General features: G+C 65.1%; 11 protein-coding genes. 4 read left to right on the top strand and 7 right to left on the bottom strand.

Features of this window, described 5'->3' with window-relative positions; genetic code table 11:
- Positions 1-171 precede the first annotated feature (171 nt).
- Positions 172-1,809 (top strand): chaperonin GroEL, encoded by a 1,638-nt coding sequence (groL, locus tag AC4D2Q_RS16865; protein ID WP_490927677.1) that lies wholly within the window; start codon positions 172-174, stop codon positions 1,807-1,809.
- Between the two features lie 169 nt (positions 1,810-1,978).
- Here the strand turns inward: groL and AC4D2Q_RS16860 are convergent, their stop codons facing one another.
- From AC4D2Q_RS16860 to AC4D2Q_RS16835, 6 genes are all read right to left on the bottom strand, one after another.
- A complete protein-coding gene (locus AC4D2Q_RS16860; protein WP_490927678.1) occupies positions 1,979-2,269 on the bottom strand; it encodes a WXG100 family type VII secretion target in 291 nt (96 codons plus the stop codon).
- Between the two features lie 153 nt (positions 2,270-2,422).
- Complete coding sequence (locus AC4D2Q_RS16855; RefSeq protein ID WP_490947587.1) at positions 2,423-3,835, bottom strand: sensor histidine kinase; 1,413 nt, start codon at positions 3,833-3,835, stop codon at positions 2,423-2,425.
- 54 nt (positions 3,836-3,889) lie between these two features.
- Entirely contained in the window at positions 3,890-4,603 is a 714-nt protein-coding gene (locus AC4D2Q_RS16850) for a response regulator transcription factor (protein WP_490947586.1), read from the bottom strand.
- Between the two features lie 79 nt (positions 4,604-4,682).
- Entirely contained in the window at positions 4,683-6,329 is a 1,647-nt protein-coding gene (locus AC4D2Q_RS16845; RefSeq protein WP_490947585.1) for a DNA repair helicase XPB, read from the bottom strand.
- Entirely contained in the window at positions 6,322-8,754 is a 2,433-nt protein-coding gene (locus tag AC4D2Q_RS16840) for a helicase-associated domain-containing protein (protein WP_490927681.1), read from the bottom strand. Before AC4D2Q_RS16840 ends, AC4D2Q_RS16845 begins: the two co-directional genes overlap by 8 nt.
- Before the next feature lie 39 nt (positions 8,755-8,793).
- Complete coding sequence (locus AC4D2Q_RS16835) at positions 8,794-9,057, bottom strand: hypothetical protein (protein ID WP_400933812.1); 264 nt, start codon at positions 9,055-9,057, stop codon at positions 8,794-8,796.
- A gap of 291 nt (positions 9,058-9,348) precedes the next feature.
- Between AC4D2Q_RS16835 and AC4D2Q_RS16830 the strand changes: the two genes are divergently transcribed.
- From AC4D2Q_RS16830 to AC4D2Q_RS16820, 3 genes are read left to right on the top strand one after another with little or no spacing between them, the layout of a single operon-like run.
- Positions 9,349-9,732: a cold-shock protein gene (locus tag AC4D2Q_RS16830; protein ID WP_210231717.1), complete on the top strand. Its 384-nt coding sequence runs from the start codon at positions 9,349-9,351 to the stop codon at positions 9,730-9,732.
- Between the two features lie 14 nt (positions 9,733-9,746).
- On the top strand, positions 9,747-10,304 hold the full coding sequence (locus tag AC4D2Q_RS16825; protein WP_490947584.1) for a DUF3027 domain-containing protein: 558 nt from the start codon (positions 9,747-9,749) through the stop codon (positions 10,302-10,304).
- Positions 10,305-10,359: 55 nt separating this feature from the next.
- A complete protein-coding gene (locus tag AC4D2Q_RS16820; RefSeq protein ID WP_490947583.1) occupies positions 10,360-11,634 on the top strand; it encodes an MFS transporter in 1,275 nt (424 codons plus the stop codon).
- 33 nt (positions 11,635-11,667) lie between these two features.
- On the opposite strand, the gene serC is transcribed toward AC4D2Q_RS16820, so the two are convergent.
- Positions 11,668-12,798: a phosphoserine transaminase gene (gene serC / locus AC4D2Q_RS16815; protein WP_490947582.1), complete on the bottom strand. Its 1,131-nt coding sequence runs from the start codon at positions 12,796-12,798 to the stop codon at positions 11,668-11,670.
- Between the last annotated feature and the right edge of the window lie 200 nt (positions 12,799-12,998).

The following is a 12,998-nucleotide window of genomic DNA, read 5'->3' as shown; positions in this document are numbered from 1 at the left end:
GATGACTGCTAAAAAGCGGTCGGCGTTGAGTGAAAGAGCAAGCCACTGAGGTGAGGGCCTGGGTACGCGTAAAAGAGATCGCGCGCACAGGCCCGTCCGTCGCGGGCACCGCAGTCTGGAATGCAACATCTAAGCACCCAGCATGACTGTTCCGGAAGGACGAAAGCCGTTATGGCCAAGATCATTGCATTTGACGAAGAGGCACGCCGCGGCCTCGAGCGCGGGTTGAATATCCTCGCTGACGCCGTAAAGGTCACCTTGGGCCCCCGCGGCCGCAACGTGGTCCTTGAGAAGAAGTGGGGCGCCCCCACCATCACGAACGACGGCGTTTCCATCGCCAAGGAGATCGAGCTCGACGATCCCTACGAAAAGATCGGCGCAGAGCTGGTCAAGGAAGTTGCCAAGAAGACTGACGATGTTGCCGGTGACGGTACCACCACGGCTACCGTCCTCGCCCAGGCACTGGTCAAGGAAGGCCTGCGCAACGTTGCTGCCGGCGCTGACCCGCTGAGCCTGAAGCGCGGCATTGAGAAGGCCGTCGAGGCTGTTACGGCCGAGCTCCTGGCCTCCGCCAAGGAAATTGAGACCAAGGAGCAGATTGCTGCCACAGCTTCCATCTCCGCCGGCGACCAGCAGATCGGTGATCTCATCGCCGAAGCTCTGGACAAGGTGGGCAAGGAAGGCGTCATCACCGTCGAGGAGTCCAACACCTTTGGTCTTGAGCTTGAGCTCACCGAAGGTATGCGCTTCGACAAGGGTTACATCTCCGGTTACTTCGTGACTGACGCCGAGCGTCAGGAAGCAGTCCTGGAAGATCCGTACATCCTGATCGTCAACTCGAAGATCTCCAACGTCAAGGACCTCGTTGCCGTCCTCGAGAAGGTCATGCAGTCCGGCAAGCCGCTGCTGATCATCGCCGAAGACGTTGAGGGCGAAGCCCTGGCAACCCTGGTTGTCAACAAGATCCGCGGCACCTTCAAGTCCGTTGCCGTCAAGGCTCCGGGCTTCGGCGACCGCCGCAAGGCCCAGCTGGCAGACATCGCCATCCTCACCGGTGGCCAGGTCATCGCCGAGGAAGTCGGCCTGAAGCTGGAAAATGCCACGCTCGACCTGCTGGGCAAGGCCCGCAAGGTTGTTGTCACCAAGGACGAGACCACCATCGTGGAAGGCGCCGGCGACGCCGAGGAAATCGCGGGCCGCGTCAACCAGATCCGTGCCGAGATCGAGAACTCCGATTCCGATTACGACCGTGAGAAGCTGCAGGAACGCCTGGCCAAGCTGGCCGGCGGCGTTGCAGTCATCAAGGCCGGCGCAGCCACCGAGGTTGAGCTCAAGGAGCGCAAGCACCGCATTGAGGACGCTGTCCGCAACGCCAAGGCAGCCGTTGAAGAAGGCATTGTCGCCGGTGGCGGCGTTGCCCTCATCCAGGCCGGCCTGAAGGCTTTCGCCAACCTGACCCTTGAGGGCGACGAAGCAACGGGCGCAAACATTGTGCGCGTTGCCATCGATGCTCCGCTGAAGCAGATCGCCTTCAACGCCGGCATGGAGCCGGGCGTTGTTGTCGACAAGGTCCGCGGGCTGCCCGAGGGCTGGGGCCTGAACGCTGCAACCGGCGAGTACGAAGACCTGCTGGCCGCCGGCGTCAACGACCCGGTAAAGGTAACCCGCTCTGCCCTGCAGAACGCGGCTTCCATCGCCGGTCTGTTCCTGACCACCGAAGCAGTAGTTGCCGACAAGCCTGAAAAGGCTGCACCGGCCATGGGCGGCGGCGACGAAATGGGCGGCATGGGCGGCATGGGCGGCTTCTAGCCCCCACTGCTGACCCGCAAGGCCCAGCTAGCCAGCTAAAAGGCGCGGCACCTTTGAGGTGCCGCGCCTTTTAGCGTCCACGGACATTGCCGCACGCAGCCGGTCAGAGCTGTCCGCGCGTGCCGGACGCAGCCGGCGCAGGATGCATCCGGTGCGTGCCGGAACAGGGCTAGTGTCGAAACAGAGCGACGTTGGCTGCTTCCGTTTCCGCGTACTGCGCCGATGCATGACCGAGGGCCAGATTGATGCTGGCCAGGGACTCCTCAACCTTGGCCTGGGTGCTGCGCCAGTCCGCCACCAGGGACTGGAAGTTCGCCGACGCCTGGCCCTGCCACGACTCGCTGAGGGACTGCAGGCCTGACTGCATCCGGTTGATCTCCGATTGCAGCCGGTCGATGGTGCCGCGGACCTCGGCGCTCTTGGCGTCGAGAACCTCGCTGTCCACTGAAACTAGTGCCATGGTGTCTCCCCTTCAGAAGTTGCCTGCGGCTCCATGAGCCTTGAGCTTCCGAGGCTAGGCGGGCGGACACTGCGCCGCACAGGCGAGGTCACACCTGTGGACAGGACGGGAAAACGGCGCCGGGGCTGCCCCTGTGGAGGGGGATGCCCTGCGCTAGCTGCCCGGCTCGGACGGCTCCGCGTCGAGGTCCCCCGCGGGGTGATAGGGGAGGCGGATGGAGAGGGTGGCGCCGCCGCCTTCCGTTTCGGACAGCCGTACGGTGCCGTCGTGCTGTGCCACCAGTGCGGCGACAATCGCCAAGCCAAGACCCGTGCCGCCCGTCTCGCGGTACCTCGAGGAATCGGCGCGGTAAAAACGCTCAAAGACCCGCGCCGCATCTTCCTCGGAGATGCCCGGTCCGTGGTCCCGCACCTCCAGCACGGCGTCCGAGCGGTTGTGGATAACCGGTGCCACACCAACGGCAATCTCAATCGGGGACCCGTCAGGTGTGTAACGCAGGGCATTGGTGATCAGGTTCGCCACTACCTGCCGCAGCCGGGCCTCGTCGCCCAAAGTAGGTGCCGGACGCGGCTGCTGCCCGTCCAGGCCCACCACGCGGATTTCCCTGCCCGGCGAGCTGGCACGCGCGTCCATCGCGGCATCGTTGCCCAACAGCATCAGGTCCACCGGCTCGTACTCCAGCGGGCGCTGTTCATCCACACGGGCCAGAGTAAGCAGATCCTCCACCAGCTGGCCCATCCGCTTGGCCTCACTCTCGATCCGCCCCATGGCCGCAGCCACCTCTTCGGGTTTCTGCAGTGCGCCGTGGCGGTACAGCTCGGAGAATCCACGGATCGTGACCAGCGGGGTGCGCAGCTCGTGCGAGGCATCCTGGACGAAGCGGCGCATCTTCTGCTCGGACTTGGTCCGGGCCGCAAAAGCGGTTTCAATGTGCGCCAGCATGGCGTTCAGGGAGCGGGACAGACGGCCAATTTCCGTGGTCGGGTTGCCGACGTCCACGCGCCGGGAAAGGTCGCCGGCAGCGATGGCCGCAGCGGTCTTCTCCACCTGGCTCAACGGGCGGAACTGCCGGGTGACGGCCCAGTAAGCGATCCCGGTGGCGCCCAGGGTGCCGAGCAGCCCCACGGAGAACACCAGTGACGCGGCTTCATCCACGGTGGTGGCCACGGAGTCCAGCGGAAGCGCAACAACCACCGAACCGGGAGCGGCCTCAAGGGGGAAGACCTTCAGGCGCCAGCCTTTGCTGCCCGGTGCAGTTCCGGGAACCGTCTGTCCCTGCTGATCGAGCTCCCTCACCTGCTCGGCCGTGTAATGGTCCACCACGGGGGTGTCTTGTCGGGGATCGGAGTGGGTCTCGAGTCCGTAGCTGCCGTCGTCGGCCAGATAGAGCCCGTAGAACTGGAACAGGGAGGTATCGCTCGCAGGGCCGTCCGAAAGCAGATAGCGGGACACTGCCGGGGCATTGTCGCCGATTTCCACATCAAGGCGCGTTATCAGTATCTGCCGCAGCACGTAGATCGTGGCCAGCCCCGTGATGGTCACGGTGATGACCATCAAAATTGCCATGATTGCTACGAGCTGGGATCGCAGCGAGGCGGATTTCCAGCGGCGGAGCAAGGCTTAGCGCTTCTCCGACGTGCGCAGAAGGTAGCCCACCCCGCGCTTGGTCTGGATCAGGGCGGGAGCATCCGGGCTGCGGTCGATCTTGCGCCGCAGATAGGAAATGTAGGACTCAACGATGGAAGCATCCCCGTTGAAGTCGTACTCCCAGACGTGGTCCAGGATTTGCGCCTTGGAGAGCACCCGGTTCGGATTGAGCATGAGATAGCGCAGCAGCTTGAACTCGGTGGGGGAAAGATCAATGATCACCCCGCCGCGGCGGACCTCATGGGCGTCGTCATCCAGCTCAAGGTCGTCCACGCGGAGGACGGCGTCGTCCTCGTCGAGCGGCTGGGTGCGCCGCAGCACTGCCCGGATGCGCGCCACAACTTCGTCAAGGCTGAACGGTTTGGTGACATAGTCGTCTCCGCCCACGGTCAGGCCGGTGACCTTGTCCTCGGTGTCATCCCGTGCGGTCAGGAACACCACCGGGAAGTGCCGGCCGGCTGCCCGCAGGCGGCGGGTCAGCGTGAAGCCGTCCATGTCCGGAAGCATGACGTCCAGGACCGCGAGGTCGGGGGCGTGGTCCTCCACAGCGGCCAGAGCCTCCCGCCCGTTGCCGGCAGCCACGACGTCGAAGCCGGCGAAGCGCAGCGAGGTGGACAGGAGTTCGCGAATGTTGGGCTCGTCGTCAACAACCAGGAGACGGGCTTCAGGTCCGGATGATTTGTTCACTGCACCAGTTTCTTACATTTAGCTGTGCGTTGTCTGTAGGCGGGCTCGAAGGTTGCTGACCGCGGGCTGATGCTCGCCCCTACACCGGCTTTTCGATATCCGAGGCATCCAGGATGGAGTAGGCATAGCCCTGCTCAGCCAAAAACCGCTGCCGCTTGGCCGCAAAGTCCTGGTCCACCGTGTCCCGGGCCACCACTGTGTAGAAGTGCGCGGCCTTGCCGTCGGCCTTGGGCCGCAGCAGCCGGCCCAGCCGCTGGGCCTCCTCCTGACGGGAGCCGAAGGAACCGGAGACCTGGATGGCCACTGACGCTTCGGGCAGGTCGATCGAGAAGTTGGCCACCTTGGACACCACCAGCGTGCTCAGGGCGCCCTCGCGGAACTCATTGAACAGCCGCTGGCGTTCCTTCACCGGAGTGTCGCCCTTGATGACGGGTGCGTCCAGCCGCTGGGCAAGCTCGTCCAGCTGGTCCAGATACTGCCCGATCACCAGCGTCTGCTCGCCTTCGTGGCGCTTCACGAGCTGCTCGACGACGTCGGTCTTGGTCTCCGACGTCGAACACAGCCGGTACTTGTCCCCGTCCTCGGCCATGGCGTAGGCAACGCGTTCATCCCGGGGCAGGTCCACGCGCACCTCAATGCACTCGGCCGGGGCAATGTAGCCCTGGGCCTCGATGTCCTTCCACGGAGCGTCGTAGCGTTTGGGGCCGATCAATGAGAAGACCTCGCCCTCACGCCCGTCCTCCCGCACCAGGGTGGCTGTCAGGCCCAGCCGCCGGCGCGCCTGCAGGTCCGCCGTCATCCTGAAGATCGGAGCCGGCAGCAGATGCACCTCGTCATAGATGATCAGGCCCCAGTCATTGGCGTCGAGCAGTTCCAGATGCGGATACAGGCCTCCGCGCTTGAGCGTCAGCACCTGGTAAGTGGCAATGGTGACTGGGCGGACTTCCTTCATGGCACCGGAATATTCGCCGATTTCATCCTCGGTCAGCGACGTGCGCTTGAGCAGCTCATCCTTCCACTGCCGAGCGGACACCGTGTTGGTGACCAGGATCAGCGTGGTGGTGGAGCTGGTGGCCATAGCTGCCGCGCCCACCAGGGTCTTGCCCGCACCACAGGGCAGGACGACGACGCCGGAGCCGCCGGCCCAAAAGTTCTCAGTGGCCAGCTTCTGGTACGGACGCAGCGCCCAGCCGTCCTCGTTCAGCATGATGGGGTGCGGCGTGCCGTCCACGTAGCCGGCCAGATCCTCGGCCGGCCAGCCGAGCTTCAGCAGCAGCTGCTTGAGCTGTCCCCGCATCGCGGACTGCACCACCACCGTCTCGCCGTCGATGCGCGGACCCAGCAGCGGCTGGATCTTCTTGGCATGCATGACCTCTTCCAGTACCGGATAGTCCGTGGTCCGCAGGACCAAGCCGTGCTGGGGATCCTTCTCCAGCCGCAGCCGCCCGTACCGGGACATGGTTTCCTCAATGTCCACCAGCAGCGAATGCGGCACGGGAAAGCGGGAGTACGTCAGCAGGGTGTTCAAAACCTGTTCGGCGTCCAAGCCGGCAGCCCGGGCATTCCACAGGCCCAGCGGCGTCAGCCGGTAGCTGTGGATATGCTCCGGAGCCCGCTCCAGCTCGGCAAACGCCGCAATGGCGTGCCGGGCCTCGGTCGACTGGGGATGGTCCACCTCCAGCAAAATGGTTTTATCACTCTGGACAATCAACGGTCCGTCAGCCATGCGCCGGGGTATCCTCCACTATTTCTACGTCCATGATTCGGTGCACCGACACCACTCGCTCCACGTCGCGGCGCGGATCGAAAACCCGCACCCGTCCGTCGGTGACTGATAAGGGAACGAATATTTCCTGCCGCTGATTCCCCTGGCTGTCCACAACGCCCATCCGGACAGAACTTCGGGTGCGGATGGCCTCGCGCAGGATCTCCAGCCCGACCAGCGGCTGGCTTTCGCCGTGCCCGGCCACCGGCGGTCCTTCGCCGCGGAGTGCGGCCAGCTGTTCGGAGATGTCCTCGTCCGTCAGGTGCCAGGGATTGATCCGGGTCCGGGAAGATGCGGGCACCGTCACGGGGGGATGGGCATGTGAACCCGCCACCGGGCGTGCCCGCCCCTCCAGTGCCGGCGAGTAGCCCAGTTCGCGCAGGGTGTAGGACAGTTCCTGCGGGCTTGCCACCGATCCGACGACGGTGGGCGAGAGGCGTACGAGGCCCAGGGCCGTGGTGCCCGGATCTGCCAGCAGTCCGGTCAGGCCGTCTTCGTCGTCGCTGCGCAGATAGGAGGCCATGGAGCCGACCCGGAGCCGGCCGTAGCGGGCCGCGGTGTCTTCGACCAGATACTTCAGCGGCTGGGGCACGTCAGTGGCGGAGTGCCGGTGCAGGAATTCCATGATCTCGGCAGCGCTCTGTCCGCTGTCCAGGGCTTGCCGGACGGAGTCGGCGGAAAAGCGGTAGATGGCCGCCGGCCCCTGACCCTCGGCTACCGAGATGGCGGCAAGGCGGCGCGCGACGCCGGGCTCCAGATAACCCGGAGCCACTGCAGTCAGGTCTGCCTGCAGGAGAAACGAATGAAGCGGCTCCGGCAGGGCGCCGCGCAGGCGGTCCAAGGCCGCATCCCAATCCCCGGCAGCAACCGCTGCTCCCAAATCAGTGAGGGCACCGGACCCGAGCAGCCCCAGCTGGGCTGCTTCCTTGAGGATGCCCGGGACCAGCCGCGCAAACCTGCGCTGGAGCCGCGGCTGGTGCCAGGTCAGTGCGCTGACCAGGCCAGCGGCGTCGAGGGCTCCGGTGGTTCCTTCCCCGGCGGTGTCCTCAGCCGCCAGGCGGGCCAGCATTTCCAGGGCCCGCTTGCGCACCAGGGGGGCATCCGGACGTGATGCCTCGGCCGCCAGAGCATTGACGGCACCGCCGCCGGGCAGCGGGCTGCCGACCAGGGACGGCGCGCGGTCCGCTTCGAGCCAGGCCGAAACCAGCTGCTTCCACTGCTCGTCCCGGTCCAGGGTCAACCACTCCCGCTCCGTGACACACCACCGTGACGTAGTGACGTCGAGGGCGAGCAGTCCGGACAGGGCGGAGAGTTCCAGCAGCCAGGCGGTGGCGGAAGCATCGATGCGCAGTGACTCGGAGACACGCCGCACTTCCCGCACTCCCACTCCGCCGGAGCGCAGGGTGCTGATGGGAGTTGTCTTGGCCAGGGTGAGCAGTTCGGTCACCAGCCGCAGGGTTTCCGCCACCGCCCCATAAGCGGCGTTGTCCCGGACACTGTTGGGAACCTGGCGGGTGACCGGTGCCGGCGGGGAAAGCTGGAAATCGGAAACGATGACATGGCCGCGGGACGCCTGCCCCACCGGCCGGGGGAGTTCAACATGCAGCGCGTCCAGCGGAACCAGGAGGCCGCGGGCCACCAGCCACTCCACCGGAGTGGGGGAGGGATTGTCCAGAACGGCGCGGCCCATGGTGGCCTTTTTGGGAATGGCACCCACCGGGGAGTACTTGAATCGCTTCAGGAGCTCCTGTGTCTGGGGCGGAGCACCGGACATCAGCGAGGCCCAGGCCACCGGATCCGAAACGAGATGGTGCAGGGAATGGGCCGCCGTCGCCGGTGTGTCCGCCCGCTCCATGGCTATGCCGCTTCTGCGCAGCCCCTCCACGATGCCCACCAGGCGCTGACCGAATTCGGGTTGCTGGACGGCAAGGGTGGAATAGGGCCGGCCAAGGCCGGCCGGATAAGCTCCCAGTGCTTCACCGAGCACTGATACCGGCAGATAGAACCGGCGCCCGGCGTCGGCCTTGGGGGCCCCGGGGTGCGGGGTCGCGCGGCGGAGCAGGGCGAGAGCATGCAGATGATTGAGGATGGCGTCCAGCGCCTTGATGGTGGACCCCGCGATGGCGCTCTTCAGCCAGGACGCCGTAGTACTGAGATGCGAATCCTCATTGGTGGTCAGGTCCACGGCTTCAAGGACCTGCAGCTCAGGCGCTGTGAGCTTTTCCAACACCCGCTGCACACTGATGCGGGTTGAGGCGCGCGCCGCGAGGGCCTGGAAATCCGGAACGGGAGGCAACACCAGATCCGGTCTGGCCGCAAGCAATTCACGCAGCTGGTCGTCGCTGCGTGAAGCTAGATCTTCGGCTAAGGCTCGGATCGCGGACATCGTCTTTACGTTACCCGAACCGGTTCCAAAACGAACGGCCTAGCCGCGCCGCCGACGGCGAATTCCGTCAATTATCAGCGCTGCCATCAGGAGGAATGCTGCCGGGAGGGCATAAATGGCACCCGCTGCGTAGCCGGGCCACACACTTTCCCCGCGCAGGGCCGAGAGCAGGACGGCACCCAGGCAAAGCAGGCCCAGAACGGCGAGCAGCGCTGCCACACCCGTGAGTACCCGCCGCCAGCGCGGCACGTCTGCTGCGGTCCGGTGCGGGGTCCTGCCGGGAGAAGGCGCGCTGGTGTCCATGAATTTAACGCTAACAGCGGAAACTCCCGGCTCCAAAGGTCCGGCACGGGAGAAGGAATGCACTGCCGGGATATTCTAAAGGGAACAAGCTTCCCAGTAGTATCTCTCCCGTAGTATCTGGATGACTCAGTATCTTGATGACCTGGTATCTGGACGACCCAGTATCGGAAGCATCCGGTAGGTGCGGAACTACCGGAGCATTCATTTCTGCATACGGCCGGCACTGCGGGTTGCGCAACACTGCGGCAGGTATAACTGCTGCACTCATTAGCTAAGAACGAGGTAACCGAAGTGCCCATCGGCAAGGTGAAGTGGTTCGACACTGGTAAAGGTTTTGGATTTCTGGCCACGGACGAGGGGCAGGAAGTCTTCCTTCATGCCTCCGCCCTCCCGGCAGGCGTCACCGAGGTAAAGCCCGGTACCCGCATGGAGTTTGGCGTTGCCGACGGCCGCCGCGGCCCCCAGGCCCTCTCGGCCCGCATCCTTGAAGCGCCGCCGTCAGTGGCACGGGCCACGCGGAAGAGCGCGGATGACATGGCGGTTATTACGGAAGACCTTATTAAACTATTGGATGCAGTCTCGAACGGCCTGCGCAAGGGCCGTTACCCGGACAAGAAGCATGCCACCAAGGTGGCGGCCGTTCTGCGCGCCGTCGCCGATGACCTGGACGTATAAGGCGGATCCACTGCATGACCACTCGCGCAACAACCCATTCCGAATCGGATTCTCCGGCTCCCGAAGCTCCCGGAGGGCAGTCCGCTGCCACGGCACCGCGGCGTGCTGCACGACGCCCGTCCAAGCCTGACGCAGTGCTTGCCGCTGCCGTTGAAGCGGCACGTGCAGGACTTCTGGAAGTTGTTCCCCCGGAACAGATCGGCGCCTACATAGGGGCAACGCCGGACGCTGAGCGCCTGGTGACGCACCGTTTTGAATCCCTGCGCCCCGGATACAACGGCTGGCACTGGTACGCCACCGTGGCCAGGGTGCCGCGCGGCAAGGTTGCCACGGTCTGCGAGGTGGGGCTGCTTCCCTCGGAGAATGCCGTCCTCGCTCCCGAGTGGGTGCCGTGGTCGGAGCGGATCCGTCCGGAGGATGTAGCCGCGGAGGAAGCCGCCGTTGCCGCGGAGGAAGCCGCCCGGGCGCAGGCCGACGGCGACGAAGGAGACGAGCGGGACCGCGGCGGACACTCTGAGGACAGTGCCGGTCATTCCGCGAACGGCGGGGCGGGAACTCAGGAGGAGCGCTAAACCATTGGGTCCGGGGGCAGCAGTCAACAAGTTCATGGGTGGACGGTGCTGAGCTGTGTTCCGTTCACTGCGCTTCTTTAACTACCGAATCTGGTTCATCGGTGCATTGGTGTCCAACATCGGCACCTGGATGCAGCGGACAGCCCAGGACTGGCTGGTCTATGACATCCTCACCGACCAGGACGCAGCGGCCATGGGCATTGTCATGGCGCTGCAGCTTGGGCCGCAGCTGGTTCTCGCGCCGTGGGCAGGTTTGGTGGCTGATACCTATAACCGGCGCAGGGTGCTGCTGTTCACCCAAGTGGCCATGGCTGCGCTGGGTCTTGGCCTGGGCGTGCTCGTCCTATCCGGCGAGGCCCAGCTGTGGCACGTCTACGCATTTGCCCTGGCCCTGGGCGTGGTGTCAGCCGTCGACGCACCGGCACGCCAGAGCTTTGTCTCGGAAGTCGTGGGCGAGGCTGATCTTCCCAACGCCGTTGCGCTCAACAGCGCCTCCTTTAACGGTGCCCGCATGGTGGGCCCGGCAGTTGCCGGCCTGCTGACAGTGGCCGTTGGCCCGGGCTGGGTCTTCCTTATTAACACGTTCACCTTCGCCGCCATGGTTCTGGCGCTGCTCAAGATGCGCAGTTCCGAGCTGCGGGTGCTGCCCAAGGCCCCGCCGGGGAAGGGCCGGATCAGGGCAGGGCTGAAATATGTCCGGTACCGCCCGGACCTGGTGATGGTGCTGCTGGCCATCTTTATTGTGGGAACATTCGGCCTGAACTTTGCCGTGTACATCGCGGCGATGGCCCGTACCGAGTTTGGCCAGGACGCCGGAATCTTTGGACTGCTGAACTCCGTCATGGCCATCGGGTCCGTCACCGGGGCGCTGCTGTCGGCCCGCAGGGACAAACCCCGGCTGCGTTTTGTCTTCGGGGCCGCCGGCGCCTTTGGGGCCGCGTGCCTGGTTTCCGCTGCCTCTCCCACTCTTCTGTGGTTCGCGGTGTCCCTGATTCCGGTGGGTCTGTTTGCGCTGACGCTGATGACGAGCGCGAACGCCTATGTCCAGACCACCACAGCGCCGGTGATGCGCGGACGTGTGATGGCCCTGTACTTTGCCATCTTTATGGGCGGAACTCCCATCGGCGCCCCGCTGGTGGGGTGGGTAGCCAACAGCTTTGGGCCCCGCTGGAGCCTCGGCGTTGCCGCGGCCTCCGGACTGATCACCGCCGTCGTCGGTTTTGTCTGGGCCTGGCGTGCCCACCACCTGCGGATCCACTATGACCGGACCCTTCCCCGCCGGCTGCACATGACTACGAGTGAAACGGAACAGGACCCGGAACCAGCGTAGGGTCCGGGTCCTGCACCAGGGGTGCGCCGTCTGCTACCGGGAGTGCTCAATGACATAGTCGATGCACTGCAGCAAAGCACTGACGTCGTCCGGCTCGATGGCCACGAAGGTTGCGATGCGCAGCTGGTTGCGGCCGAGCTTGCGGTACGGTTCCACGTCCACGACGCCGTTGGCACGCAGTGTCTTGGCGAGGGCCGCCGCGTCAATGTGATCCTCAAAATCAATGGTGGTGATGACGTTGGAACGGTCCTCGGGCCGGGCAACGAACGGGGTGGCCACGGGGGAAGCCTCGGCCCAGGAATAGATTCGGCCGGCCGAGTCCGCAGTGCGGGCCGAGGCGAAATCCAGGCCGCCGTTCGCGTTGAGCCATTCAATCTGGGCGTTGAGGGTCACCAGTGTGGACAGCGAGGGCGTGTTGTAGGTCTGGTTCAGCCGAGAGTTGTCGATAGCCGTCTGCAGGTTGAGGAAGTCCGGAATCCAGCGGTCTGACGCATTGATCCGCGCGGCCCGTTCCAGCGCCGCCGGGGAGAACATGCCCAGCCAGAGGCCGCCGTCGGACGCGAAATTCTTCTGCGGAGCAAAGTAATAGACATCCGACTCGGCGAGGTCGACATCCAGGCCGCCCGCCGCCGAAGTGGCATCAATCAGGATCAGGGAACCGGGGTCCGCGCCGGCAACGCGTGCCACCGGGGCGGCAACACCCGTGGACGTCTCATTCTGGGGCCAGGCATAGACATCCACCCCGGATTCGGCCGCCGCAACGGAACGGGTGCCCGGTTCGGCCTTGATGATGGAGGACGGTGCAAGGAAGGGTGCCTTGTCGGTGGCAGCGGCGAACTTGGAACCGAACTCGCCGAAGGACAGATGCTGGGCCTTGTCCTGGACCAGCCCAAAGGATGCCACATCCCAAAATGCGGTGGAGCCGCCAACGCCAAGCACCACTTCATAACCCTCCGGGGCGCGGAAGAGACTCGACAGTCCCTCGCGGATGCTGCCCACCAGGTTGCGGACGGGAGCCTGTCGGTGGGACGTGCCCAGCAGGCGGGCTCCGGCGCGGGACAGTGCCTCCAGCTGCTCCGGACGAACCTTTGACGGACCGGCCCCGAACCGCCCGTCCCTGGGAAGGAGTTCGGCGGGGATCTTTACTGCGGCTGTTTCGCCCATGGGGTGTCGCTCCAAGCGGTAGGCAGGGTGCTCTGATGTGCCTTTCATTCTGCCCCACCGCCCCGTCCGCATGCGATTTGTGAACCCGCACGCCGGGACGTCCGGAGCCGACGGAATTATCTGCCCTTTGTCCGGATGAGCTAACGTATTGGCAGTACTGACCTGTGGGGGCGGCGTCCGCCGTTGTTCTCCTGATCTTC

This window comes from Arthrobacter sp. TJ-178 (assembly GCF_058269275.1).
The sequence above is the reverse complement of the archived record's forward strand: the minus strand, read 5'-3'. Positions and strand labels throughout refer to the sequence as shown.

Coding starts and splice junctions, on each gene's coding strand:
- groL (WP_490927677.1), top strand. CDS start 172: ATGGCCAAGATCATTGCATTTGACGAAGAGGCACGCCGCGGCCTCGAG.
- AC4D2Q_RS16860 (WP_490927678.1), bottom strand. CDS start 2,269: ATGGCACTAGTTTCAGTGGACAGCGAGGTTCTCGACGCCAAGAGCGCC.
- AC4D2Q_RS16855 (WP_490947587.1), bottom strand. CDS start 3,835: ATGGCAATTTTGATGGTCATCACCGTGACCATCACGGGGCTGGCCACG.
- AC4D2Q_RS16845 (WP_490947585.1), bottom strand. CDS start 6,329: ATGGCTGACGGACCGTTGATTGTCCAGAGTGATAAAACCATTTTGCTG.
- AC4D2Q_RS16840 (WP_490927681.1), bottom strand. CDS start 8,754: ATGTCCGCGATCCGAGCCTTAGCCGAAGATCTAGCTTCACGCAGCGAC.
- AC4D2Q_RS16835 (WP_400933812.1), bottom strand. CDS start 9,057: ATGGACACCAGCGCGCCTTCTCCCGGCAGGACCCCGCACCGGACCGCA.
- AC4D2Q_RS16825 (WP_490947584.1), top strand. CDS start 9,747: ATGACCACTCGCGCAACAACCCATTCCGAATCGGATTCTCCGGCTCCC.
- serC (WP_490947582.1), bottom strand. CDS start 12,798: ATGGGCGAAACAGCCGCAGTAAAGATCCCCGCCGAACTCCTTCCCAGG.